The sequence below is a fragment of the Pseudomonas sp. DD1 genome, assembly GCF_044510355.1.
Classification (GTDB): domain Bacteria; phylum Pseudomonadota; class Gammaproteobacteria; order Pseudomonadales; family Pseudomonadaceae; genus Aquipseudomonas; species Aquipseudomonas shahriarae.
On sequence record NZ_MSAJ01000004.1, the window covers coordinates 90,467 to 113,773 of the forward strand.

Genomic DNA, 23,307 nt, shown 5'->3' on the forward strand with positions numbered 1-23,307 from the left:
GTCAGTCAGTGACTCTGTAACTGATACGCCGCCATCGCAGGCCAAGCTCCTACATTGAGCGTGCGCGTTTAGATGCCTTGCGGGGTCTCTTCACCACCCAATGCTTCCACCAGCGCCGGCAGGAAGTCGCCGAAGGTCAGCATCATCAGGGTAAAGCTGGCATCCAGTTGGCCCAGGGCTTCGTCACCGCCGTCCTGTTCGGCCTGGTCTTGCAGCAGGTCTTCAAACTTCAGGCGCTTGACGGTCATTTTGTCGTCGAGCATGAACGACAGCTTGTCCTGCCAGGCCAGGGACAGTTGGGTCACGACTTTGCCGGTGGTCAGGTGCAGCTGGATTTCTTCGCCGGTCAGGTCCTGGCGCTTGCAGCGCACGATGCCGCCGTCTTCGTGGGTGTCGCGCAGTTCGCATTCGTCGAGCACGAAGAAGTCATCGGCCGGCTTCTGGGTGGTGACCCAGTCGGTCATCACCGCAGTCGGCGCGGTTTTCACGGTCAGTGGGCGTACCGGCAGGGTGCCGATCACTTCACGCAGGGTCGACAGCAGGTCTTCGGCGCGCTTGGGGCTGGCCGAGTTCACCAGGATCAGGCCCTGTTTCGGCGCGATGGCAGCGAAGGTCGACGAGCGACGGATAAACGCACGAGGCAGGAAGGCCTGGATGATTTCATCCTTGATCTGGTCGCGTTCCTTTTTGTAGACCTTGCGCATTTGCTCGGCTTCGATCTCTTCGACCTTTTCCTTCACCGCATCACGCACCACGCTACCCGGCAGGATACGTTCTTCCTTGCGCGCAGCGATCAGCATGAAGTCACCGCTGACGTGCACCAGGGGCGCGTCTTCGCCTTTGCCAAAAGGCGCGACGAAACCGTAGGTGGTCAACTCCTGGCTTGCACAAGGGCGCGCCAGTTTGGTGGCCATTGCAGTTTCCAACGCCTCGGCATCAACAGGCAGATCTTGGGTCAGGCGATAGATAAGCAGGTTCTTGAACCACATGGGGTGAGTCTCTCCTTTATACAAAGTGGGGCATTATTCTCTTGATAAGGCCTGAGGCCAACCCTGCCTAAGCCATTGGAAGGGCTGAAAAAAAAGATTTAAGAAAGTGCTTGCCAGACCAGGGGACGCTCCGTAGAATGCGCGCCACACCGAAACGAAGGGTGATTAGCTCAGCTGGGAGAGCATCTGCCTTACAAGCAGAGGGTCGGCGGTTCGATCCCGTCATCACCCACCATTCGCTTCATGTGTTACGCGCAGCGGTAGTTCAGTCGGTTAGAATACCGGCCTGTCACGCCGGGGGTCGCGGGTTCGAGTCCCGTCCGCTGCGCCATATTCGGTAACCTGGAACACTGAACGCCAGGTCACCACAGAAAGCCCGCTCATCGAGCGGGCTTTTTGCTGTCTGGGGTTTGCCTTTCTGTGGGAATGGGCTTGCTCGCGAAGCACCTGAGAGCGCCGCGTCGTCCTTTTGTGGGGCTGGGGCGGGGTAACCAATAGACTCGCATCTACCCGCTACATGCGCCGGTTTTCCGGGGTGTAGGCTGCCGGCGAAAAGATATTTAAAATAAATTGCATTTAAATCAACACATTGCGGATTTTTCGTATATGATGCGCCCCGCACCGAACGTAAAGGGTGATTAGCTCAGCTGGGAGAGCATCTGCCTTACAAGCAGAGGGTCGGCGGTTCGATCCCGTCATCACCCACCATTACGTCCAACGCTACGCGCAGCGGTAGTTCAGTCGGTTAGAATACCGGCCTGTCACGCCGGGGGTCGCGGGTTCGAGTCCCGTCCGCTGCGCCATATTCGGTTACCTGGAACGCTGAACGCCAGGTCACCACGCAAAGCCCGCTCATTGAGCGGGCTTTTTTGTGCCTGGGATTTGCTGTTCTACAACCCCACCAGCCGGTAGCCCACCTGCAATTCGGTAATAAAGTACTGCGGCTGCGCCGGATCCACCTCCAGCTTTTGCCGCAGATGCGCCATATGCACCCGTAGATAGTGGGCGCGGTCGACGTAATCCAGGCCCCACACTTCCAGCAGCAGTTGCCGGTGCGTCAGGACCCGGCTCTGGCCACGGATCATCGCGCAGAGCAAGCGGTACTCGATGGGCGTCAGGTGTACCGGCTGGCCTGAGCGCCACACCTCATGGGTCGCCAGGTCGACGGCAATCTCGCCAAACACCACCTTGCTGGTGGCCATCACGGTGCCGGTGTGCCCATGCCGGCGCAGTTGGGCGCGGATGCGTGCCAGCAACTCGGGCACGCCGAATGGCTTGGTCAGGTAATCATCGGCACCGGCGTCCAGGGCGGCGACTTTTTCTTCTTCACGGTCACGCGCCGACAGCACCAGGATCGGTACCGCCAGCCAGCCGCGCAGTTCGCGGATCAATTGTTTGCCATCACTGTCCGGCAAGCCGAGGTCGACGATCACCAGGTCCGGCTGTCGGCTGGCGGCATGGATCAGCGCACGTTTGACGCTGTCGGCCTCGAACACATGAAAGCCTTCATCTTGCAGGGCAATGCGCACAAAGCGGCGGATGTTGGCCTCGTCTTCAACGATCAGAATGCGTGCAGTGTTCATAAGGGTTCCATGGCCGGCGGGGTGCCTGCCGGTAGCGTGATGGTGAAATGCATGCCGCCCGCGCGGCCGGGGTTGGCCTGGATGCGCCCGCCGTGGGCTTCGACGATGCGCTTGACCAGCGCCAGGCCCAGGCCGATGCCGGCCACCGACGATTCCTGCTGGCCGCGCGTGAAGGGCTCAAACAGATTGGCCGGCGCGCTACCGGGGCCGGTGTCGCTGACCTCCAGCACAATCTGCTCGCCGGCCTGGCTGGCGGCCACGCTGATGGTGGTGCCCGGCGGGGTGTACTTGGCGGCGTTGTCCAGCAGGTTGACCAGCACCCGCTCGATCAGCAGCGCGTCGACCTCCACCAGCGGCAAGTGCGCGTCGAGCGTGGTCTGCACGCGGTGTTGCGCCAAGGGTTCGCGCAATTGACGCAGGGCGCTGCCGACGATTTCTTCCAGCGAGTGCCATTGGCGGTTCAGGCGCACGCCGCGCTCTTGCAGGCGTGCCATGTCCAACAGGTTTTCGATCAGGCGCTGCATGGACGTGGCCTGTTCGTGAATGCCCTGCAGCAGCTCGTTCAGTGGCCCCGGCTGGGCGTGGGGCAGGGCGGTCTCGGCGGCGCCGATCAGGGTGGTCAGCGGTGTGCGCAGGTCGTGGGAAATCGCCGCGAGCAGGGTGTTGCGCATTTTTTCGCCTTCCATCTGTACCAGGGTGCTTTGCGCCACTTCGACGAAATGCACGCGCTCCAGGGCAATCGCCAGCTGGCTCATGCAGGCTTCCAGCAGGCGGCGTTCCTGCGGGTCGTTCAGGCGATCGCGCTGAGCCAGTTCCAGCACCAGCACGCCGCGCACGCGCATCGGCGCCTTGAGCGGCCAGTAGCAGCCCTTGGCCGCGGACAGGGTGTCGGTGCCGTGCCCGGCGGGGTGGCCGTGGTCGTAGGTCCATTGCGCGATGCTGTCGTCGATCGGCAGCCCACCGGCGCTCACGCTGTGGACGCCATCGGCGGCGTCCGGCAGGGCCAGGCCCACCCGTGCCTCGAAGACGCCGCTGAAGGTGCGCAGCGCCACTTCGCTGATTTGCTCCACCGTCAGCGCCGCCGACAAATCACGGGCCAGGCGCGCCAGGGAGGTTGCGCGGCGTTCCCGTGCGGCGGCGGTACGTGCTTCGTGGCGCAGGCGCGCGGTGAGTTGGCCGGTGATCAGGGCGATGCCGAGCATCAAGGCAAAGGTGAAGAAATACTGAGTGTCGGTGACGGTGAAGGAATAGCGCGGCTGGACGAAAAAGAAGTCGAAACACAGCACCGCAAGCATCGCCGCCCATACGCCGGGGCCGCGTCCAAAGCGCAGCGCAACCAGCACCACTGTGAGCAAAAACAGCATGACCACGTTGGCCAGGTCGAACACCTGCAGCAGCAGCGCGGCGACGGCGCTGGTGGCGAAACAGGCCAGGCTGGTCCAGACGTAGGCCAGGCGAGTGCCGGGCAGTGGCGTGGTGTTTTCGCGCACGGCGGGTTTGCCCGGCAGCAGGCCATGGGCAATCACAATCTGGTCGATTTGCGGGTGGTGACGGCTGATCCGGTCGCTGACCGACTGATGCCAGAACCGCCAGCGGCGGCGCGGATGATGGCCGAGCATCAGGCGACTGGCGTTGTGCTCACGGGCGCAGGCCACCAGGGCTTCGGCAACGTCCATACCCGGCAGTGTGGCGGTATCGGCGCCGAATTCTTCGGCCAGGGCCAGGGTTTTCATCGCGCTCAGGTAGCGCCGGGCGCCGCGCCCCTGGGCCGAGGCCACATGGACCACAATCCAGTCGGCTTCCAGTTTTTGCGCCAGGCGCGCCGCTTCACGCACCAGGCGCTCATCGCCGGCATCACCGGCTACGCCGACCAACAGCCGTTCGCGGGCCGGCCACAGGGTCTTGATCGACTGTTCGCGGCGGTACACGCGCATCTGCGTGTCGACCCGGTCGGCCGTGCGGCGCAGGGCCAGCTCGCGCAACGCCAACAGGTTGCCCTTGCGGAAAAAATGCTGTGAGGCGCGCGCCGCCGCCGGGCCCAGGTACACCTTGCCGTCCTTGAGGCGTTGCAGCAGATCGTCGGGTGGCAGGTCGATCACCACCACTTCGTGGGCGTTGTCGAACACATGGTCCGGTACGGTTTCGCGCACGCGTATGCCGATGATTCCGCTGACCAGGTCATTCAGGCTTTCCAGGTGCTGGACGTTGAGGGTGGTCCACACGTCGATGCCGGCGCTGAGCAGTTCTTCCACGTCTTGCCAGCGTTTGGGGTGGCGCGAGCCGGGCACGTTGCTGTGGGCCAGTTCGTCCACCAGTAACACGGCAGGATGGCGCAACAGGGCGGCGTCAAGGTCAAATTCGCTGAGGGCGAATTCACGGTGCCGGTGCTGGGCGCGAGGCAGTTGTTCGAGGCCGTGGAGCAGCTCGGCGGTGTCCTGGCGGCCGTGGGTTTCCACCACGCCGGCCAGCACGTCGCGGCCCAGGGCGGTTTCGCGGCGTGCCGCTTCGAGCATCGCGCAGGTCTTGCCGACCCCGGCGTTAGAGCCAAAGTAGATACGCAATTTGCCGCGCAAGGCGGCCTGTTCTTCTTGTTGGACCCGAGCGAGCAGGGCGTCGGGGTCGGGGCGTTCGTTGTTTAAGGCGGGCATGTCATTCCTGGTCAATGCGGTTCAAGTGTGGGAGCGGGCTTGCCCGCGACAGGGGTGAGTCAGTCACACCGCTATCGCGGGCAAGCCCGCTCCCACATGGGGTTGAGTCGTTACACCAAGCCCACTGCGGTCAAGAGCATGTCGATCAGCTTGATCCCGGCAAACGGCACCAACACCCCGCCCAGGCCATAGATCAGCAGGTTGCGGTTGAGCAGCGCCGCCGCGCCGATTGCGCGGTAAGTCACGCCGCGCAGGGCCAGGGGAATCAGCGCGACGATGATCAGCGCGTTAAAAATCACCGCGCTGAGAATCGCCGAGTTGGGGCTGGTCAGCTGCATTACGTTCAACGCGCCGAGCTGGGGATAGGTCGCGACAAACGCCGCCGGGATGATTGCAAAGTACTTCGCCACGTCATTCGCCACGCTGAAGGTGGTGAGGGCGCCGCGGGTCATCAGCATCTGTTTGCCGACCTCGACCACTTCGATCAGCTTGGTCGGGTTGCTGTCGAGGTCGACCATGTTGCCGGCCTCCTTGGCAGCCTGGGTGCCGCTGTTCATTGCCACCGCCACGTCAGCCTGGGCCAGCGCCGGCGCGTCGTTAGTGCCGTCGCCGGTCATGGCCACGAGCTTGCCTTTGGCCTGGTAGTCGCGGATCAATTGCAGCTTGTCTTCCGGGCGGGCCTCGGCGAGGAAGTCATCCACCCCGGCCTCCACGGCAATGGCGGCGGCGGTCAGGCGGTTGTCGCCGGTGATCATTACGGTCTTGATGCCCATGCGCCGCAGCTCGGCGAAGCGTTCCTTGATGCCGCCTTTGACCACGTCCTTGAGTTCCACCACGCCCAGCGCCGTGGCGCCGTCGCTGACCACCAGCGGCGTGCTGCCGCGCCGCGAGACTTCATCGACCTTGGCCTGCAAGGCTGTCGGAAAACTACCGCCCAAGGCCTCGACATGGCGGCGAATCGCGTCCGCTGCACCCTTGCGAATCGCCCGGCCTGCGGGCAGGTCGACCCCGCTCATACGGGTCTGCGCAGTGAAGTGCACAAAGCTGGCGCCCAGTTGGTTGATGTCCCGCGCGCGAATGTCGAACTTCTGCTTGGCCAGGACCACGATGCTGCGGCCTTCCGGGGTTTCATCGGCCAGGGAGGCCAATTGCGCGGCATCCGCCAAGTCGGCCTCTTTGATCCCCGGTGCCGGCAAAAAGCTGCTGGCCTGGCGGTTGCCCAGGGTGATGGTGCCGGTCTTGTCCAGCAGCAATACGTCGACGTCACCCGCGGCCTCGACCGCCCGCCCGGAGGTGGCGATGACATTCGCCGACATCATCCGGCTCATGCCCGCCACGCCGATGGCCGAGAGCAGGCCGCCGATGGTGGTGGGGATCAGGCAGACCAGCAAGGCCACCAGTACTGTGGCACTGACCACGCTGCCGCTGCCGCTCATGGCCACGGCGAAGATCGAGTAAGGGCTCAGCGTGGCGATCACCAGTAGGAACAACAGGGTCAGGCCCACCAGCAGGATGGTCAGGGCCACCTCGTTCGGGGTTTTCTGACGCTTGGCCGACTCGACCATCGAGATCATGCGGTCCAGGAACGACTCGCCGGGGTTGACGCTGATGCGCACCACCAGCCAGTCCGACAGCACACGGGTGCCGCCGGTGACCGAGGAAAAATCGCCACCGGACTCGCGAATGACCGGCGCCGATTCGCCGGTGATCGCGCTTTCATCCACCGACGCCACGCCCTCGATTACGATGCCATCGAGCGGCACCAGGTCGCCGGCTTCGATCAACACCACTTGATCCTTGCGCAGCAGCGACGCTTCGGTGGGCAGCCATGGCGCGCCATGCTTGGGCTGTTGCAGCAGCTTGGCCAGGGTCTGGCGTTTCATCCCGCGCAGGCTGGCGGCCTGGGCGCGGCTGCGGCCCTCGGCCAAGGCCTCGGCGAAGTTGGCGAACAGCACGGTAAACCACAGCCACAAGGTAATGCTGAGGATAAAGCCGCTGGGAGCTTCACCCTGGCCGCCCAGGGACTGGAACCAGAGCAGGGTGGTGAGGATGCTGCCCAGGTAGACCACGAACATCACCGGGTTTTTCCATTGCGCCTGGGGCAACAGTTTTTTCAGGGCATCGCCGCACGCGGTGAGCACGATGGCGCGATCAAACAGAGGTAAACGAGCATTTTTCATGAGGGAAATCTCTTACTCACTGGCCGCAATAGGAGGTGATGGCAGGCGGGCGTCCAGCGCCAGGTTGAGTTGCAGCACATTGACCCGGGGCTCGCCGAGCAGGCCGAGGGTGCGCGCGCTGGTGTGCTGGCTGACCAGCTGCAGCAGCTCGGTTTCGGGGATTTGCCGCAGGCGCGCCACCCGTGGCAGTTGCAGCCGTGCATTGGCCACCGAGATATGCGGGTCGAGGCCCGAGGCGGAGGCGGTGACCGCGTCCACTGGCACTTGGGCGTCGGCGGGCAGGCCGTTGGCCAGGCGATAGGCCTGCACGCGGGCGGCCACCTGGTCCACCAGTTTCTGGCTGGTCGGCCCCAGGTTGCTGGCGCCGCTGGAACCGGCGTTGTACGGCTGCGAGACGCTTTTGCCTGGGTCTTGCGGGTCGGCGCCCAGGGTCATGCTCGGGCGGCCATGGAAGTATTCCGGCCGGGTGAAGTGTTGGCCGATCAGCGTCGAGCCCATGACCAGGCCATCGCGTTCAATCAGCGAGCCACGGGCCTGGAACGGGAACATCAGCTGTGCGGTCACGGTGGTGAACGCCGGGTAGGCGAGCCCCGTCAACAGCATGAAAAACACCGCCGAAACCAGCACTGGGCGCAACAGCCCTTTGAATATCGAGTGAGTCGTCATCAAGGTGTCCTCAGTTGTACGTCTGGCCGGACAGCAACTGCAGTTGCTCCACCAGCGGGCCAAGCGCGAGCGCCGGCAAAAAGGTCAGGCCGCCCACCACCAGCACCACGAACACCACCAGCAGCATGAACAGCGGGGTGGCGGTGGGGATGGTGCCGGCACCGGCAGGCACGGTTTTTTTCATCGCCAGGGAGCCGGCCACGGCCAGCATCGGCAGCATGGTGAAGAAGCGTCCGATCAGCATTGCCAGGCCGATGGTGGTGTTGAAAAACGGCGTGTTGGCGTTCAAGCCGGCAAAGGCCGAGCCGTTGTTGGCGGTGCCGGAGGTGTAGGCGTACAACACCTCGCTGAACCCGTGGGGGCCGATGTTGTTGAGGCTGGCCATGGTGTCGGGCCACAGGGCGGCGAGGGCGGTGAAGCCGAGGATGCTGATGGGGTGCGCGAGCACCGAGAGCATCACCAGCTTGATCTCCCGCGCCTCGATTTTCTTGCCGAGGAACTCCGGGCTGCGGCCGATCATCATGCCCACCAGGAACACCGTGAGCAGGGCGTACTGGATCAGGTTGATAAAGCCCACGCCGTCGCCGCCGAACACGCAGTTGAGCATCATCTGCGCCAGGGGCACGAAGCCGCCCATGGGCGTCAGCGAGTCATGCATGGTGTTGACCGAACCGGTGGTGGCGGCGGTGGTCGTGGCGATAAACAGGCTGCTGTCGGCGATGCCGAAGCGCAGTTCCTTGCCTTCCATGTTGCCGCCGCTGTGTTCCACCGACAGGGTCTGGTTGGCGCCGGCCTGGGTGAGCAGTGGGTTGCCGTTTTGCTCGGCGCCGTAGACCAGGGTGAGAAAACCGATGAACATCACCAGGAAGGTGCCGAAAAACACCCAGCCCTGACGACGTTGCAACAGCATGCTGCCAAAGGTGTAGGTCAGCGCCGAGGGGATCAGCAACATGCTGAGGATATGCAGGATGTTGGTCAGCGGCGTCGGGTTTTCGAACGGATGCGCGGCGTTCATGCTGAAGAAGCCACCGCCGTTGGTGCCGATATGCTTGATCGACTCAAAGCTGGCCACCGCACCGACAATCAACTGTTGCTGCGCCCCTTCCAGGGTCGTGACCAGTGCCTGGGAGGCGAAGGTCTGTGGCATGCCCTGCCAGACATACACCAGCGCCATGCCCACGCACAGCGGCAGCATCACGCGATACAGCGTGCGGGTGAAGTCGACCCAGAAGTTACCGATATCGCCCGAACTGGAGCGGCTCAGGCCGCGAATGAAACCGGCCGCCGCAACCACGCCGGAGGTGGCGCCGACGAACATCAGAAAGGTGATGACCGCCATCTGGCTGAAGTTTGACAGGCTGGTCTCGCCCGAATACGCCTGCCAGTTAGTGTTGGTGATAAAGGACACGGCGGTGTTGAACGCCAGGTCCGGCGATTGCGCGGCGAGCCCCAGTGGGTTGATCGGCGTGACCGCCTGCAGGCGCAGGACCAGATAGCCCAGCAGCATCATTGCCGCGTTCGACAACAACAGCGCCGAACCGAAGCGGGCCCAGCCCATGGTTTCCTGTGGGTCGATGCCCAGCAGGCGATAGGTATAACGTTCCGGCAAGGCATGGTGGGTTCCGGTGAAGACCCGGGTCAGCCATTTGCCCATCAGTACGGCGAGCCCCGTCATTACCCCCAGGACCAGCGTAAATTCCAGCAGCGTGCTTAACATGTCGTGGCTCCGTTCAAATCTTGCCCATGGCGACAATGGCCATGGCAGTCGCAACAAAAAACACCAGGGAAAGGCTGATAAACATCAGGTCGTACATGGCCAACTCCCTAGAATTTTTCTGCGCGAATAAGGGCGTAGCCCAAGTAAGCGAACAGCCCCACGGCACATATGCCGCTGGCGATATAAATGAACGTAAGTGTGAGCACGGTGTAACTCCCCTGAGTAAATAAGCCGCAACTGCGGAGGCGGGGAGGTTAATCCCCGGAGTATCAAGTTCGGGCACTGATTACGCGCAGCGGCATTAAGACGGCATATAGAAAAGGTTCTGCCGGGTGCACGAAAAAAAGGGATAGCCCGCCGCCCGGGTATCCCTTTAAACGCTGGGGTGCTGCTGAGGTTGACGACCCGCTTATTTGGTTTTCTTTTTCTTCTCGTTGCGGGTAGCGAGGTGTTCGAAGCAAAACGCGGCAGTGCCGAAGAGCGCAATCATCGACAGGACGACCATGCCTAAAGTTGAACTTTCCACGATAACTTCCTACGGGTGTTGGGGTAGGAGGTAACGGTAGAGGGTTTGGACTTAGTTACTCAATAGCGGCGACGTAAACGTTATGGCGAACAGGCAAACTATATGAACTCTTTACAGGGGGGGCGGATAAAAACCCTAAAACCTGAGAATCAATTGTGGCGAGCGGGCTTATTGTGGCGAGCGGGCTTGCCCGCGTTGGGCTGCGTAGCAGCCCCAAAGCCATCCCCCCGGTCTACCTGGAAAACTCGGCGCGACCCAACGCGGGCAAGCCCGCTCGCCACAGCAATCGCGGTTTTGCTCCTGCTCAGCCATGACCTGACGGAATACCCCCATACCCATTGGTCGATTGCACCGCGGCCGGCACCCACGCTTATCTATAGCCTCGCGAAGACTTCAAGGCGGCACAGTGCCCGCTTCTAACAATGGCCTGCAAAGGCAATAAAAATAGTCTGTCTGGGGAAGCGCACGAGATGAAATACCCATTGCGTCCTTTGGTCTTCTGGCCAACCTTTCTGATCTTGCTGGCGGCGGTGATCGCCAGCTACGTTGACCTCACCGCATTCCTCGCCGTGAGCAAACAGCTTAATACGGTGATCCTGCAAAACTTCTCCTGGCTATTCAGTGCCGGTTCTTTCGCCATGCTGGTGCTCACGGCCATTGTGTATTTTTCGCCCCTGGGCCAGGTGCGTATCGGCGGGGAGGGCGCCACGCCGCTGTTGAGCAAATGGCGCTGGTTCATGGTCGCGCTGTGCACCACCCTGGCGGTGGGCGTGCTGTTCTGGACCACGGCCGAACCGCTCTACCATCTGTACTCGCCACCCTCCAGCCTGCCGATCGCGGCGGGCAGCGCGGCGGCCAAGAGCTTTGCTCTGTCGACGATGTTCCTGCACTGGACCCTCACGCCCTACGCGATTTACCTGGTGCCCTCCCTGGTGTTTGCCCTGGTGTTCTACAACCTGCGCAGCCACTTCTCGATTGGCGCCATGTTGCAACCCTTGCTCGGCGCCGAGCGGGTCAAGCGCTATGCCGGGTTGATCGACACCCTGGCGATGTTCGCCCTGGTCGCAGGCATGGCGTCGTCCCTGGGCACCGGGGCGCTGACCCTGTCCGGTGGCCTGAGCCAGTACATCGGCGGTGAGACCACGCCGTTGCGCCTGGGCCTGATCATCGCGGTGATCGTGTTCACCTTTGTCGCCTCGGCCGCCAGCGGTCTGCAGCGCGGCATCGTCATGCTGTCGTCGTTCAACACCTGGATCATGCTGGCCCTGGGCGCGTTCGTGTTGGTGTGTGGACCAACCCTGTACATCTTCAGCCTGGGCGTCGAGTCCCTGGGGGTGTACCTCGACACCTTCTTCAGCCGCAGCCTGTCCACCGGTGCCGCCAGTGGCGACAGCTGGCCGCAGAGCTGGACGGTGTTCTACTGGTCGGTGTGGTTCGCCTGGGCCCCGGTCAGTGCGCTGTTCCTCGGCAAGATCGGCCGAGGCTACAGGGTGCGCGAATTTATCCAGATCAACATGCTGTACCCGGCGCTGTTTACCGCGCTGTGGATCTGCATTTTCTCCGGCAGCAGCCTGTACTTCGATGCCCTCGGCGATGGCAGTTTGAACCGCGTGCTCAACGAGCAAGGCGTGGAGCATGTGCTGTACCAGATGTTCCAGCAGTTGCCGGCCAGCGGCCTGATGATCGCGTTTTTGTTGTTTGTCGCCTTTATCTCCTTTGTCACCGCAGCCGACTCCAGCACCGACGTGATCGCCAACCTGTGCAGCAAAGGCGTCACCGCCGATTCGGACCTGGACGGCAACCCGCTGCTGAAGATTGTCTGGGGCGTGATCATCGGCACGGTGTCGTGGGTCATGGTGGCTTTTGTCGGCATCGACGGGGTGAAGATGCTCTCCAACCTCGGCGGCCTGCCGGGAATGATCCTGGTGCTGCTGGCCAGCACGTCGTTGTTCTACTGGTTGAAGAACCCTGCGCTGCTGGACGTAAAGGCCCCTGCGGTCCACGTCGAACCTGGCCTGCGTGGTGCCAGCCCCGTGGCGGATTTTGCCCGCTGACTTGCCTCTTTGTTGCTGGAGTTACCGATGGAAATCGTCACCGAATTTGCCTACAAGGTCCGTGAAATCGAGCACTGCCTGATCCCCCTGAGCGACGGCACGCAACTGGCAGCGCGTATCTGGCTGCCTGACACCGCCAGTGTGCAGGCCTTCCCGGCGATCCTCGAATACCTGCCCTATCGCAAGCGTGATGGCACGGCGCTACGCGATGCGCTGACCCATCCGTGGATGGCGGGGCAGGGCTATGTCTGCGTGCGGGTCGATATGCGCGGCAATGGCGAGTCCCAGGGCCTGATGGCCGATGAGTACCTGTTGCAGGAGCAGGATGACGCCCTCGAAGTGATCGACTGGCTGTGCCAGCAGCCCTGGTGCGACGGCAACCTGGGAATGATGGGCATCTCCTGGGGCGGCTTCAACAGCCTGCAAGTCGCCGCGCGCCAGCCCGAAGCATTGAAGGCGATCATCACCCTGTGCTCCACCGATGACCGCTATGCCGATGACATCCATTACAAGGGCGGCAACCTGCTGCTGGAGAACTTCGGCTGGGCCGCGACCATGCTCAACTTCAGCGCGGCGGCGCCCGACCCGCTGCTGGTCGGCGATGCCTGGAAAAGCCTGTGGCAACAACGCCTCGACGCCATGCCGCTGCTGGCCGAGACCTGGCTGCAGCACCAGACCCGCGATGCCTATTGGCGTCACGGTTCGGTCTGCGAGGACTACTCGGCGATCAAGGCGGCGGTGTATGCCGTGGGCGGTTGGGGCGATGCCTACAAGAATGCGGTGCCGCGCCTGATGCAACATCTGCCGGGACCGAAGAAAGCCATGATCGGCCCGTGGATTCACAAGTACCCGCACTTCGCCGTGCCCAACCCGGCCATTGGCTTCCTGCAGGAGGCCAAGCGCTGGTGGGACCACTGGCTTAAAGGTATCGACAATCGGGTGATGGACGACGCTGCCTGCACCTTTTACCTACAGGATGTGCTGGCACCCAAGGGCAGTTATGCCGAGCGCCCAGGGATCTGGGTGCAGACCTCGGGCTGGCCCGATCCCCAGGTGCAATGGACCGACTACAGCCTCAACGACCATGGCCTCAGCCCCGGCCAGCAGGCACTGGGCGGCCCGCGCAGTATCTGTTCGCCACTGACCACCGGTCTGCACCAGGGCGAGTACTGCGCCATCTGGTTCGGCCCCGATGGCCCCACCGATCAGCGTCGCGACGATGCGCAGTCGCTGTGTTTCGACTCGCCGCCGTTGGCTGAACCCCTGGCGCTGCTGGGGGATGTGCGCTTGCACCTGCGCCTGGCCAGCGATACCCCCTGCGGGCAACTGGTGGCACGCCTGAATGCGGTGGCGCCCGACGGCCAAGTCACGCAGATCACCTACGGCGTGCTTAACCTTGTCCTACGTGAAGATTTCTCCCGTCTGACGCCGCCTGTGCCGGGCGAGCCCATGGACGTGCAATTGAACCTGGATCACGTCGGCGTGCGCGTGCCGGCCGGCCACCGCCTGCGTCTGGCCCTGAGTACCGCGAGCTTCCCGTTGCTGTGGCCCAGTCGCGAGTTGACCACCCTGACTGTGCTGCCCGCCGTGCAGCGTGTGCAATTGCCGATCTTCAGCGGCGCGGCTGTGCCGTGCCCGTTCGAGGCCCCGCAAGCGGCTAGCCCGGTTGCGCTGGAGGTGCTGCGGGCGGCAGCGCCGAAACGCACCTTGAGCGAGGATGTGGGCAGTGGCGAAGTCTGCGTCACCATCGAGGACGACCTGGGCGCCGTGCGTTTCACCGAGCATGGCCTGGCGGTGGACCAGCGCTGTACCGAGCAATATCGCACCTTGCCCTGGGACCCGCTGTCGACCCAGGCCGATATCCACTGGCAGTACCGCGTCGAGCGAGCGCCGTGGTCGGTGGAGGTCGACAGCCGCCTGCAGGTGCGCGCCGACGCCCAGTGGTTCTACATTGAGGCGCAGCAGCAGGCCCTGGAAAACGGGGTGCAGGTGCATCACCGCACCTGGAGCAAACGGGTCGCGCGGGTCGCGTTGTGAGCGGGCAAATGGCAGGATGCCTGCTCATCTGATCAGCCACGGATCCCTGCATGTCGCGCCGAAATGTCGACCTTCCACCGCTCAATTGTTTGCAGACGTTTGAAGCGGCCGCCCGTCATCTGAGCTTTACCCAGGCGGCCCACGAACTGAACCTGACCCAAAGCGCGGTGAGCCGGCAGATCAAGCGCCTCGAAGAGGACCTGGCACGGCCGCTGTTTTATCGGTTGGCATTGGGGCTGAGTCTGACCCCGGCTGGGGTGCGTTACTTTCGCACCATCCAGCGCCTGCTGCGCGAGCTCGACCGTGAGTCGGCGGAGCTGCGCCGACGTGGTGCCGATCGCCAACTGACCCTGGCCAGCACGCCGACTATCAGCTCGATCTGGCTCGCCGCGTTGCTGCCGGCGTTCCAGCATGCGCACCCGGACCTGGATATCCGCATCCTGTGCAGTGAAAGCCCGAGCCACCTGGATGTCAGCGAATATGACCTGGGCCTGTTCTATCACCTCGACGAACTGCCGGCGCCCCTTGGCCTGGAACTGACCCCGGTGTTTGCCAGCGAGCAGGTCATCGCCGTGTGCAGCCCGGCCTACATTGAGCGTCATGGCGCGATACGCGACGCCCAACACCTGTTGCACAGCCACACCTTGTTGATCGTCGAGGACCACTATCACGATTGGTTGACCTGGACCGACTGGTTCGCCGATATCGGCGCGCAATACCACACGCCCCGGCACGCTTTGCGCACCAACAGCTATCAGTTGCTGATGCAGTCGGCGGTGATGGGGCATGGCGTGGCCCTGGGCTGGAAGCGCTTGCTCGAAGGCGAGCTGGCTGCCGGTCGCCTGCAACTGGCCTTGGCGCACCACATGCACAGCCGTGGCCGCCTGCAACTGATGCAACCACAGCATCGCAACCCGCCTTCGGCAGCGCGTAGTTTTCAGCAATGGTTGCTGACGGCGTCCGATACAACGCCGCAGGGGCTGTTCGGTGGGAGCGGGCTTGCCCGCGATGATCGTTAACGATGACGCGGTGAGGCGTTCTTGCTGACGTCAGCGCGGGCGTTGTTCACGGGGCGTTGCGGCTATGCCGATAATCACTCACCGCTTCATACACCGCCTTGCGCAGCCGATTGATCCCCCCAATCGGCCGGTGCTCTTCCACACCAAACCATGGGTTGAACGACTGGTTGTCGCAGGCCAGGTTCAAGGCTGGGGTATCAAAGTCCTGCGCCGGAATGCGGATTTTTGCCACGCTCTCGTAGGGCGCGTCGCTTTCCTTCCATTCGATGCTGGTGTCTTCGATGGGCATGTATTTCTGTGGGTTCTGGCGCTGGATCTGCAACACAAAACACGCGTCGACCCGGTCGGTGGACAACTGCTGGCTCAAGGCGCTGCGCAGGAAGTTCGGCAAGTCCTGGTTCTGCTTGGGTAGGTTGTATTCCGGGCAGCTTTGCGGGTCCGGGGCGACGCGGAACTTGGCGTTGGCCGTGCCAAATTTGTAGGGCGATACCGAAAAGTATGTCGCCTCGGTCGGGCTGGCGGGGGCTGGCGCCAACGTCGCCAGGGCGATGAACAGATGGCGCACCTGCCAACTGCGCGGGTCGAGGCTGGGGAAAAACGCCATGGCCTTCTTGCCATCGGCCTGGGCCCCGACGTTCTGCGCGTATTCCGCCACGTCGCTGACAAAGAAGTTGGGGTGGCTGAACATCACAAAGTCCTGCTCGGTGCGCGCCTGCTGATCGGCCAGCAGTTGCTTGCCCGGCACGTCCAGCAGTTTGATCGCCATGCCGCGGGCGTCGCGGATGCTGTCGAACTGTGGATAAGCGTTGCCGTTGGACAGGCGCATCATCGCCTGCCAGGTCTTGCCCGGCTCGGCGAACACGCCCTGGCGCAGCGCCGGGTCGAGACCAGGCAGCACACTGACTTCGGCCTTCACGCAGCCATGGGCCTTGGCATGGGCATCACGCAGGTAGCGGGTGCCTTCGCGGTGCTGGTCGACGATACGCACGGCCGTCTGAATGATGCCTTGGGTCATGGCGGCTTCGCCGGGTGGAATCTGTTCATCGGCCGACACCGGGCCGCGGTGGTGCCAGGCAAACCACAGGGTCGCCAGCAACCAGCCGAGCAAGCCCAGGCCCACCAGCCATAACAGCGTCTTGCCGAGAAACGCGCCGAGGCGCAGCCACAGTCGAGCGAGCATGGAACGGTCCTTGTATCGAAATGGGGAAGTCATGGCAGTTGTTGCTCCAGGGGGCCGCCCAGTACTTTGAGGTATTCCAGCAGCGCCCAGCGCTCCTCAGGCTCCAGGCCCCGGCCAATTACCCCATTGCCACGCTTGCCGGCGCGGAATTCGTGGCCGCTGTTGTGGTTGCCGGTGATGCGGGTATCGAACAGGAACGCATTTTTAAAGGCTTCGGTGCGATAACCCAGGTGACGCGGGTTGTAGTCGAAGGTGCCTTTATAGAAGGTGCGGCTGCGCTCGTACTGGGGCGAAAGCAACTGGTAGATCGTCGGCACCGAACCGTTGTGCAGGAACGGCGGCGTGGCCCACACGCCAGCCAGTGGGCGGGCCTTGTAGGCGCGCAGTTCGCGCACGCCGATAGGCAGGCCGTAGCCGTCCAGGCGTGGGCGTTCGGCCGGGGTGATGCCGGCGGCGCGGTAGGCGTGCTCTTCGACAAACGCCGTGACATAGGCCAGGCCCTTGGCCACGGACAGGCTGCGCAAGTCTAGGGGTTCGGTCGGCGTCGGGTGCAACTCCACATTCAACTGCGCCAGTTCGGCCGGGTCCCATTGCAGGGCGCTGAGGTCGTAGCGCTGGTCGGCAATGTTGCTGGCGGTGCCCGGGTCGGTGCCGATGTAGTCCACTGGCAGCATCTTCAACTGCTGCACCGGGCGCCCGTTGACTTCGCTCACGCTGGGCACATGGCAAGCTGCGCAGTTCTCTGCGAACAGCGCGCGGCCACGGGCGGCCAGGGGTTTGTCGATGGCGCCGAACAGCGCTTCAGGCCAGGTCGGCGGCTTGAGCCGTTGCAGGGTTTCTTCGATGCGGTTCAGGTCACGCACGCGCACGCTGGAAGGGTAGCGTGCATCGCCCTTGAGCGGCTGGCCGGCGCTGTCGAAGAACGCCAGGGTCGCGCCTACGCCCAAGGCTTCGCCGATATTGCGCGCCATGGGTTGCTGGGCCGAGCCGTTCCATTGCACCCAGTCGAAGGTCCACATGTCCCACAGTTGCGGGTAGTCCACCGGCGCGTTGGCGATGCGGTAGTTGTCCGGCGAAATGGCGTCACCAAAGCTCGCGTTGGCGATGCGGCCGAACGCATCGGTGCGCCCCGGGCCTTCTTCGGTGGGGTAGAGACCACGGTGGGTATCGTTCCAGGCCACCTTGAGGAAGTTGTCCAGGGACTTTTTGAAGTCCTGGCGCAACTGATCGTACTGGGCGTCGTATTGATCCCCCAGCACGCTGTGGGCGAAGCGCCTGAACTTCAGCGGGTTGTAATAGGTGGAGGCGAGACTGGCCACCAACGCCTGGCCGAAGCTGCCACCGCGCAGGGTCGGCACGCTGGAGGGCAGCACATGCTGTGCAGCACCGCCGTCGATGCGCAGGGCCTGGCCATTGAAGTGCAACTCGCCGGTGTGGCAGGCGGCACAAGTGATATCGAGAAACTCGTCGTCGCTGCCGGCATTCTTGTGCCGGGCGAAGCCGACGGGCAGGTTGCCAGGGTTCTGGGCTGTGGCCTGTTGTCGCGGGTCCACGAGGAAACCGAAACGCGCCAGGTTGGCCGGTTCGGCAAAACGCTGCTGGGAAAACGGCAGCTCCAGCGCGGTGAACCAGTTATAGCGCAGGCCCTTGACCTGGGTGCCCTGAGGCGTGAAGTAGTAGACCTGGCGGTCGGTGGCGGTCCATTGGTCCTGGTAGTGCACCTGCTGCACCGGCACGTAATCCGGCAGCTTGGGGTTGACCACGTAATAGAGGACCACGGCCAGGGCCAGTCCCATAAATGACAGGATCAGGAGTAAAACACGGGGAAAAATGCGCAAGATAACTATCCTTGTCGAGTTGTTGCGTCCTTATGCCACCGAGCGTAGCAGGCGGCAAGTAGCCATGATCGGTCTGTTGCGGCGGTTTTCGGCTTGCCTGCTGTCCTTCGCCGGGCTTTGGGGCAGATGAAAATGCTTTTAAACACGTGAACTTATCAGAAGTTTCCTGCTCACATGCCGGTAGCCATTGGTCGTGGCCGCCTGATAAGCTCGCGACTTTATTCGAATGCCCTTTTGGCGCATGAACAAGGAAATAGCATGAAACAGCATCGGTTGGCGGCGGCGGTGGCCCTGGTTAGCCTGGTACTTGCGGGTTGTGATTCGCAAACCAGCGTAGAGCTGAAAACCCCGGCGCAGAAAGCTTCCTACGGTATCGGCCTGAACATGGGCAAAAGCCTGGCTCAGGAAGGTATGGACGACCTGGACTCCAAGGCCGTGGCCCAAGGCATCGAAGATGCCGTCGGCAAGAAAGAACAGAAACTGAAGGACGCAGAACTGGTTGAAGCGTTTTCCGCACTGCAGAAGCGTGCTGAAGAACGCATGACCAAGTTGAGCGAAGAGTCGGCAGCTGCCGGCAAGAAATACCTCGAAGACAACGCCAAGAAAGACGGCGTAGTCACCACCGCTTCCGGTCTGCAGTACAAGATCGTGAAGAAAGCCGAAGGCGCCCAGCCCAAGCCTACCGACGTAGTGACTGTTCACTACACCGGCAAGCTGACCAACGGCACCACCTTTGACAGCTCCGTGGATCGCGGCAGCCCGATTGACCTGCCGGTCAGCGGTGTGATCCCGGGTTGGGTCGAAGGCCTGCAACTGATGCACGTGGGTGAGAAGGTCGAGTTGTACATCCCGTCCGACCTGGCCTACGGTGCCCAGAGCCCGAGCCCGGCAATTCCAGCCAACTCCGTACTGGTCTTCGACCTGGAGCTGCTGGCAATCAAGGACCCGGCCAAGGCCGATGCGCCTGAGGCACCGGCTGCCAAGTAAGCCGCTGCAAAACACCCAACGCCCCGTTTTACGGGGCGTTGTTGTTTCTGGTGTGGGGCTTGATCCAATCCGTATGGACGCTGTCGAGCCCTGGCGAGGCTGCGATAGCGGTGGAGGCAACACTCCTGTTGGCCATGCCGCCGCCATCGCAGCCTCGCTGGGGCTCGACAGCTCCCACAGTTGACCGTGGGGCAAATCAAAACGAACACCTGCGACTTAGAGCAGTCTGATGCAATACCTCGGCACGGCTAGCCGCAGGCGCGCTTCAAGTCAATGAATTCTTGGGTTTTTTTTATGTGCGCAAAAAACGCCCGATCTGACTCAGGGCCTTGTATTACGTGGCTTTCAGCCGCGAAAATGGGCTCTGTTCACAAGGTTATCCACAAGTTGTGTGGATAACCTTTTCTCTTGCCTGGAACTGGAGTGACGATGAAAGCACCCTGGAATTTCACCCGCTTCCTGCCGTTGGCCGCCCGCCTGATCGGGCGTGGGCGCCTGCCCACCCTGTTGTTTGCTGTGGCTGCCAAAGGCTCAAGCCAGGGCAATCGCCTGGGTAAGCTCAAGGACGACCTGAAGCTGCTTCAGGCGCTGTGCCTGGCCTACTGGCGTGGCGAGTACCGGGCGATCAGCCCCAAGGCGCTGATCTCGGTGGTGGCGGGGCTGATGTACTTCCTCAGCCCGATTGATGCGATCCCGGACTTCTTGCCCATGTTCGGCATGCTCGATGACATTGCGGTACTGGCCTGGGTCATGAAGAGCCTGGACGGCGAGTTGAGTGCCTTCCGCGCCTGGCGTGAACGCCAGCGCCCGGAGAAGCTGGTGGTGGTGGAGCGTCTGCCTGCAACGCCGCAGCTTCTGGAGCAGGAAAACCCGAAAAAAAACTGAAGGCGCGGATTATCCCCCTGCGCTCTTTGGGGCTGTTAGGATTACACTCCTAAGGAAAGTACTTACTTCGTAAGTGTTGTGATCCTACGGGGCAGTCATGGATATACAAATCATTTCACGGGATGGCGAACCCGAATACGCGGTTCTGCCATGGGCTCAATACCAGGCGCTGCTAAAAGCCGCCGGTGTGCCGCAACCCGCTACTTCTTCTGCACAGACCCCTCCCGTCGCTACCGAGCAGGACCTGCGTCCCCTGGCACAATTGCGCAACCTGCGCGAAGCCAAAGGCCTGGCCATCGAGACCTTGGCTCGCACCGTGGGCATCAGCCCGTCCTACCTGGGGTTGATTGAAAGTGGTGAGCGCCAGCCGGATGCCGCGATTCGTCGCAGCCTGGCCTGGGAGTTGGGGATTGCGGGTTGGAGGGATGAAGTGTGAGTGTGCGCATCAGTCGTCAACATTGGGATGGGTTGCTCAATGAACTCGATCAGGCCCGTCGCCAGCGACATCTTTTGACCTACCGCGCGTTGCTGGAGCGTCTGCAATTCCCCACGCCAGCCATGCAAACCCTGACCGCCGCCCTGGAGCACCTGGCGGCTCTGGATGCCAAGGCGGATCAACCGCTGCGCAGTTCACTGGTGATCAGCCAGGGCGCCAGCCGCTTGCCGCGCACCGGTTTTTTTGAATGTGTCGAGCGCCTCGGGCGCTTTTGCGGACCGTCCGATGGCGTTGCTGCGGCGTCGTGGCATGCCTCGGAAGTGGTGCGTGTGTTCGAGTACGAATATCCTGAGTCAGCGGAGGCCTGAGTGTTCTGGAAGCTTAAAGCGTACGTCAGCTATTGGTTGGCCCGCAGGTTGTTTCATTGGTCATGGTTTGTGCGTCAGCCCCGTGGCTGGCACTGGCTGGAGGGTCAGTTTGCGCGCATGGCCAACCTGGGTAATGTCGAGGCCCAAAGTTTCTATGGTCATATCCTGACGTTTCGCGGCCAAGGGCTTGGCGCGCGGGAAGAGGGCGTGCGCTTGCTGCGCCTGGCGGGCCAGGCCGGTGATGGCAAGGCCGCCTATCAGGTGGGAGTGTTGAGCCTGGCGGGCAGCCTGGGCAAGGCCCCAGACCCGGCCGAAGCCGCACGCTGGTGGACCATTGCCGCCAAGGCCGGGCATCCGCTGGCGCAGATACGCCTGGAGCAGTTGTAAGGGCCGGCCTTACAGAAGTTCGCGGCTGTCGAGGACGTGGATGCTGTAGCCGGCCACGTTCTTGGCGTGATGCTTGGCCTGCGAGGCCAGTTCCGCCAACTGGCTGGCATCCAGATATCCACAGCTCAGCGGATGCAGGTGCACCACGCCAATGGACAGCGACAGCAAGGCAAACTCCTGGCGCACCCCCTGGCGATTCAGGGCGATAAAACAGCCCGCGTCCAAATGCTCGCTGCGGTAGAAGCGCCGGCATTGGGTCTGGAAATCGTCCACCAATTGGTTGAGACGCTTGCGCCAGTCCTGGGCACCCAGGACCAGGAGAAAATCATCGCCGCCAATATGCCCGACAAAATCGCGGCTGGGGTCCACCCGGTCGTTCAGGCACTGTGCCAGGCACAGCAACACCTCATCGCCTCGGCCATAGCCGTAGATGTCATTGAACGGCTTGAAACTGTCGATATCCACATAGCAAATCACCGATTCGCGCTGCTGCTGCAACAGTCGCGTCAGGCACTGCTGGATCGGCACGTTGCCCGGTAGCAGGGTCAGTGGGTTGGCGTAGCGCGCCTGCTGGATTTTCAGTTCGGTAATCAGCTTGAGCACGTCGATCACCCGTCCCAGGCCCAGGTAGTTGCCGTTCTGGGTGATGATGAAATCTTCTTCGATGCGCTGCCGCGCGCGGCTGGTCAGCAGGCGGCTGACCTGTTGCAACGACTGGCTCAACTCCACGGCCAGGAAGTCGTCGCTCATCAGGCGGCTGATCGGCTTGCGCGCAAACAGGTCGGTGGCAAATGGCTTGAGCAGGACGTCGGACAACGAGTGCCGATGCACGATGCCGATGGGCTGGCCGCGTCCATCCAGGACTGCCAGGGAGTTTAGGTTGGCCTGGCTGCGAAACGCTTCCAGGACTTTTGCCGTGGCGGTGTCCTGGGCCACGGCCGGTTGTTCGTTGAGCAGGGCGCTGAGGTCACTGGCGTCTTCATTGAGCGAGACGCTGGTGCTGTCAGGCTTGGCCAGCATCAACCTTGCTTCGATTGGCGGATGTTCCTGGGGACGGCACAGCAGGTAGCCCTGGATCAGGTCCACGCCCATTTCCGTGAGCACCGCCAGCTCCTCCGGCAACTCGATGCCTTCGGCAATCACCTGTGCGCGGGAGGCCTTGGCGATCTGCAGGATCGAGCCGACGAACTCGCGCTTGAGCGCATCCTGATGAATGCCGTCGATAAAGTGCCGGTCGATTTTCACGTAGTCCGGGCGTAACTCAGACCACAGGCGCAGGCTGGAGTAACCGGCGCCCAAGTCATCCAGGGCAATCGAAAAACCCATGTCGCGGTAGTGGTGCAGGGCGGTCTGCAGCAGTTGGAAGTCGTCGGTCGGCGCTTGCTCCGTGAGTTCGATCACGATCTGGCTGGGCGCGATTCCGTACTCGCGCAGCATCTGCAGGGTGCGCCCCGGTTGATGGGTGGTTTCCAGCAGGGACTCGGGCGAGACGTTGAGAAACAGCTTGCCTGGCAGCGCCTGCTCGCTGAAGCGCTTGCAGGCACTTTGCCTGCAGGCTATCTCCAGTTCATTCAGGCGTCCGGCCTGGCGCGCCACGCAAAACAACGCAAGGGGCGAGTGCAGCGGGCTGTTGGACGGGCCGCGGCTCAGGGCTTCGTAGCCAAGGATACGGCGTTCGCTGAGGCTGATAATCGGTTGGAACAGACTGTGCAGACTGCCTTGAGCCAGGATGGAGCCCAGGGCATGCAGCTGTTCGGTCATGGTCATGATGATCTCGGTCGAAAAAAAAGGACCGGGTGCCTGGGGC

General features: G+C 62.6%; 18 protein-coding genes and 4 tRNA genes. 12 read left to right on the forward strand and 10 right to left on the reverse strand.

Annotation, left to right across the window (positions count from 1 at the left end):
* Nucleotides 1–68: 68 nt before the first annotated feature.
* Entirely contained in the window at nt 69–989 is a 921-nt protein-coding gene (rdgC, locus tag PSFL_RS03520; protein ID WP_057438902.1) for a recombination-associated protein RdgC, read from the reverse strand.
* Nucleotides 990–1,148: 159 nt separating this feature from the next.
* Between rdgC and PSFL_RS03525 the strand changes: the two genes are divergently transcribed.
* The 4 genes from PSFL_RS03525 (at nt 1,149) to PSFL_RS03540 (ending at nt 1,792) form a co-directional block, all read left to right on the forward strand.
* Nucleotides 1,149–1,224, forward strand: a tRNA-Val gene (locus tag PSFL_RS03525).
* Between the two features lie 19 nt (nt 1,225–1,243).
* A tRNA-Asp gene (locus tag PSFL_RS03530) sits at nt 1,244–1,320 on the forward strand.
* A gap of 301 nt (nt 1,321–1,621) precedes the next feature.
* Nucleotides 1,622–1,697 (forward strand) — tRNA-Val (locus PSFL_RS03535).
* 18 nt (nt 1,698–1,715) lie between these two features.
* Nucleotides 1,716–1,792: transfer RNA gene (locus PSFL_RS03540), tRNA-Asp, on the forward strand.
* 87 nt (nt 1,793–1,879) lie between these two features.
* Here the strand turns inward: PSFL_RS03540 and PSFL_RS03545 are convergent.
* From PSFL_RS03545 to kdpF, 6 genes are all read right to left on the reverse strand, one after another.
* The gene (locus PSFL_RS03545; RefSeq protein ID WP_057959015.1) at nt 1,880–2,572 is read right to left on the reverse strand and encodes a response regulator; all 693 of its coding nucleotides are present in this window, start codon (nt 2,570–2,572) and stop codon (nt 1,880–1,882) included.
* Nucleotides 2,569–5,220 carry a sensor histidine kinase KdpD gene (locus PSFL_RS03550; RefSeq protein WP_115127711.1) on the reverse strand — a complete coding sequence of 884 codons (2,652 nt, stop codon included), beginning with the start codon at nt 5,218–5,220 and terminating at the stop codon, nt 2,569–2,571. The genes PSFL_RS03545 and PSFL_RS03550 overlap by 4 nt, the downstream gene beginning before the upstream one ends.
* Before the next feature lie 110 nt (nt 5,221–5,330).
* Nucleotides 5,331–7,400, reverse strand: coding sequence for a potassium-transporting ATPase subunit KdpB (kdpB, locus tag PSFL_RS03555; RefSeq protein WP_057959017.1), 2,070 nt, complete (start codon nt 7,398–7,400; stop codon nt 5,331–5,333).
* A gap of 12 nt (nt 7,401–7,412) precedes the next feature.
* Nucleotides 7,413–8,066 carry a K(+)-transporting ATPase subunit C gene (gene kdpC, locus PSFL_RS03560; RefSeq protein ID WP_057440648.1) on the reverse strand — a complete coding sequence of 218 codons (654 nt, stop codon included), beginning with the start codon at nt 8,064–8,066 and terminating at the stop codon, nt 7,413–7,415.
* Between the two features lie 10 nt (nt 8,067–8,076).
* The gene (gene kdpA, locus PSFL_RS03565) at nt 8,077–9,783 is read right to left on the reverse strand and encodes a potassium-transporting ATPase subunit KdpA (RefSeq protein ID WP_170044987.1); all 1,707 of its coding nucleotides are present in this window, start codon (nt 9,781–9,783) and stop codon (nt 8,077–8,079) included.
* Between the two features lie 107 nt (nt 9,784–9,890).
* A complete protein-coding gene (kdpF, locus tag PSFL_RS03570) occupies nt 9,891–9,989 on the reverse strand; it encodes a K(+)-transporting ATPase subunit F (protein ID WP_081044208.1) in 99 nt (32 codons plus the stop codon).
* Nucleotides 9,990–10,779: 790 nt separating this feature from the next.
* On the opposite strand from kdpF, the gene PSFL_RS03575 reads away from it, so the two are divergent.
* The 3 genes from PSFL_RS03575 to PSFL_RS03585 are packed head-to-tail and all read left to right on the forward strand — an operon-like array spanning nt 10,780 to nt 15,419.
* Nucleotides 10,780–12,363 carry a BCCT family transporter gene (locus PSFL_RS03575; protein WP_397469686.1) on the forward strand — a complete coding sequence of 528 codons (1,584 nt, stop codon included), beginning with the start codon at nt 10,780–10,782 and terminating at the stop codon, nt 12,361–12,363.
* Between the two features lie 27 nt (nt 12,364–12,390).
* Nucleotides 12,391–14,400, forward strand: a complete 2,010-nt coding sequence (locus PSFL_RS03580; RefSeq protein ID WP_252117672.1) for a CocE/NonD family hydrolase — start codon at nt 12,391–12,393, stop codon at nt 14,398–14,400.
* Nucleotides 14,401–14,450: 50 nt separating this feature from the next.
* Nucleotides 14,451–15,419, forward strand: coding sequence for a LysR substrate-binding domain-containing protein (locus tag PSFL_RS03585; RefSeq protein ID WP_120732302.1), 969 nt, complete (start codon nt 14,451–14,453; stop codon nt 15,417–15,419).
* Nucleotides 15,420–15,465: 46 nt separating this feature from the next.
* Here PSFL_RS03585 and PSFL_RS03590 read toward each other — a convergent pair whose 3' ends face one another.
* Both PSFL_RS03590 and PSFL_RS03595 read right to left on the reverse strand, forming a co-directional pair.
* Nucleotides 15,466–16,599 (reverse strand): catalase family protein, encoded by a 1,134-nt coding sequence (locus tag PSFL_RS03590; RefSeq protein ID WP_198830554.1) that lies wholly within the window; start codon nt 16,597–16,599, stop codon nt 15,466–15,468.
* Nucleotides 16,600–16,628: 29 nt separating this feature from the next.
* Nucleotides 16,629–18,437, reverse strand: a complete 1,809-nt coding sequence (locus tag PSFL_RS03595; RefSeq protein WP_397469687.1) for a di-heme-cytochrome C peroxidase — start codon at nt 18,435–18,437, stop codon at nt 16,629–16,631.
* 258 nt (nt 18,438–18,695) lie between these two features.
* On the opposite strand from PSFL_RS03595, the gene PSFL_RS03600 reads away from it, so the two are divergent.
* From PSFL_RS03600 to PSFL_RS03620, 5 genes are all read left to right on the forward strand, one after another.
* Nucleotides 18,696–19,424 (forward strand): FKBP-type peptidyl-prolyl cis-trans isomerase, encoded by a 729-nt coding sequence (locus PSFL_RS03600; RefSeq protein ID WP_115127718.1) that lies wholly within the window; start codon nt 18,696–18,698, stop codon nt 19,422–19,424.
* Nucleotides 19,425–19,853: 429 nt separating this feature from the next.
* Nucleotides 19,854–20,309, forward strand: coding sequence for a YkvA family protein (locus PSFL_RS03605; RefSeq protein WP_032863275.1), 456 nt, complete (start codon nt 19,854–19,856; stop codon nt 20,307–20,309).
* A gap of 97 nt (nt 20,310–20,406) precedes the next feature.
* Nucleotides 20,407–20,745: a multiprotein-bridging factor 1 family protein gene (locus PSFL_RS03610; RefSeq protein ID WP_397469688.1), complete on the forward strand. Its 339-nt coding sequence runs from the start codon at nt 20,407–20,409 to the stop codon at nt 20,743–20,745.
* Nucleotides 20,742–21,113, forward strand: coding sequence for a hypothetical protein (locus PSFL_RS03615; protein WP_057440671.1), 372 nt, complete (start codon nt 20,742–20,744; stop codon nt 21,111–21,113). The genes PSFL_RS03610 and PSFL_RS03615 overlap by 4 nt, the downstream gene beginning before the upstream one ends.
* Nucleotides 21,114–21,500, forward strand: a complete 387-nt coding sequence (locus PSFL_RS03620; RefSeq protein ID WP_057959027.1) for a tetratricopeptide repeat protein — start codon at nt 21,114–21,116, stop codon at nt 21,498–21,500.
* 9 nt (nt 21,501–21,509) lie between these two features.
* Here the strand turns inward: PSFL_RS03620 and PSFL_RS03625 are convergent, their stop codons facing one another.
* Complete coding sequence (locus tag PSFL_RS03625; RefSeq protein WP_057440674.1) at nt 21,510–23,267, reverse strand: bifunctional diguanylate cyclase/phosphodiesterase; 1,758 nt, start codon at nt 23,265–23,267, stop codon at nt 21,510–21,512.
* Between the last annotated feature and the right edge of the window lie 40 nt (nt 23,268–23,307).

Excerpts from the sequence above, each read along its gene's own strand:
- rdgC (WP_057438902.1), bottom strand. The coding sequence starts at position 989 with ATGTGGTTCAAGAACCTGCTTATCTATCGCCTGACCCAAGATCTGCCT.
- PSFL_RS03545 (WP_057959015.1), bottom strand. The coding sequence starts at position 2,572 with ATGAACACTGCACGCATTCTGATCGTTGAAGACGAGGCCAACATCCGC.
- PSFL_RS03550 (WP_115127711.1), bottom strand. The coding sequence starts at position 5,220 with ATGCCCGCCTTAAACAACGAACGCCCCGACCCCGACGCCCTGCTCGCT.
- kdpB (WP_057959017.1), bottom strand. The coding sequence starts at position 7,400 with ATGAAAAATGCTCGTTTACCTCTGTTTGATCGCGCCATCGTGCTCACC.
- kdpC (WP_057440648.1), bottom strand. The coding sequence starts at position 8,066 with ATGACGACTCACTCGATATTCAAAGGGCTGTTGCGCCCAGTGCTGGTT.
- kdpA (WP_170044987.1), bottom strand. The coding sequence starts at position 9,783 with ATGTTAAGCACGCTGCTGGAATTTACGCTGGTCCTGGGGGTAATGACG.
- PSFL_RS03575 (WP_397469686.1), top strand. The coding sequence starts at position 10,780 with ATGAAATACCCATTGCGTCCTTTGGTCTTCTGGCCAACCTTTCTGATC.
- PSFL_RS03580 (WP_252117672.1), top strand. The coding sequence starts at position 12,391 with ATGGAAATCGTCACCGAATTTGCCTACAAGGTCCGTGAAATCGAGCAC.
- PSFL_RS03585 (WP_120732302.1), top strand. The coding sequence starts at position 14,451 with ATGTCGCGCCGAAATGTCGACCTTCCACCGCTCAATTGTTTGCAGACG.
- PSFL_RS03590 (WP_198830554.1), bottom strand. The coding sequence starts at position 16,599 with ATGCTCGCTCGACTGTGGCTGCGCCTCGGCGCGTTTCTCGGCAAGACG.
- PSFL_RS03600 (WP_115127718.1), top strand. The coding sequence starts at position 18,696 with ATGAAACAGCATCGGTTGGCGGCGGCGGTGGCCCTGGTTAGCCTGGTA.
- PSFL_RS03605 (WP_032863275.1), top strand. The coding sequence starts at position 19,854 with ATGAAAGCACCCTGGAATTTCACCCGCTTCCTGCCGTTGGCCGCCCGC.
- PSFL_RS03610 (WP_397469688.1), top strand. The coding sequence starts at position 20,407 with ATGGATATACAAATCATTTCACGGGATGGCGAACCCGAATACGCGGTT.
- PSFL_RS03625 (WP_057440674.1), bottom strand. The coding sequence starts at position 23,267 with ATGACCATGACCGAACAGCTGCATGCCCTGGGCTCCATCCTGGCTCAA.